Below are 833 nucleotides of genomic sequence, written 5' to 3'. Positions count from 1 at the left end.
AAAGCCAGGACAACTAAGGTAGATAGTAATAATTTTTTCATCATTTATATGGTTTTGTTTAAACAAAAATAACACTGAATAATAAAGGAACAAGTAAAGGCTTCAGAAATAACACTATGAAAACACATCCTTAATACATGTTCCAACATCCAATTCATAAGTACCCCTCTTCGTTATACTTCAAAAAAAAATTAAAACATTAATACTTGCACAATAAAATTTTATCAATAGTTTTGGAACAATTTTTTAATCAAAACTTTAAAATTTTTATGAAAAAGATTGTATTATCTCTCGCTATCATTCTTTGTGGAATTGTAGCAAACGCACAAGAATTTAAGCCTTTCAGAGTTGGTATTGGCCTTGGTTACACTATGCCTAGCGATGGCGGTGGTGGTGTTTTATTTGACATCGAGCCTTCTTACAGACTTTCTGACGAGATCGCACTTGGATTAAGAATAGAATCTGCTGCAATGGCAAGAGCTATAGGTGAAGACGAAGGAAGTGTATCTGGAAATGGATCCTATACTTTAAACGGTCAATATTACCTTAGTAATAATAAGTTCCGTCCTTATGTAGGACTTGGTGTTGGTCTTTACTCTCTTGCATCAGTTTCTATAAGTGGAACTTCTGGTGAGATTGCATCAGAATCAAAAATTGGTTTTTACCCAAGAGTTGGATTTGATCTTGGTCACTTTAACTTAAACCTTGACTACAACTTAATCAGTGCCACAGAGGAATCTTTTGATTTTGGAAATGGTAACACAGTTGAGACAGATATCAAAAATAGCTACTTAGGTATCAGAATTGGTGCATTCATCGGTGGTGGAAGAAAC

At 34.0% G+C, this 833-nt stretch carries 1 protein-coding gene; it reads left to right on the top strand.

The features are described from left to right. Positions 1-269: 269 nt before the first annotated feature. Positions 270-833: outer membrane beta-barrel protein (locus tag E1176_RS00520; RefSeq protein ID WP_155208637.1), on the top strand; the 564-nt coding region annotated here is incomplete at its 3' end.

This window comes from Fulvivirga aurantia (assembly GCF_009711475.1).
GTDB classification, from domain to species: Bacteria; Bacteroidota; Bacteroidia; order Cytophagales; family Cyclobacteriaceae; genus Fulvivirga; species Fulvivirga aurantia.
Note: the sequence above shows the minus strand (reverse complement) of the source record. Positions and strands in the feature narration are given on the sequence as shown.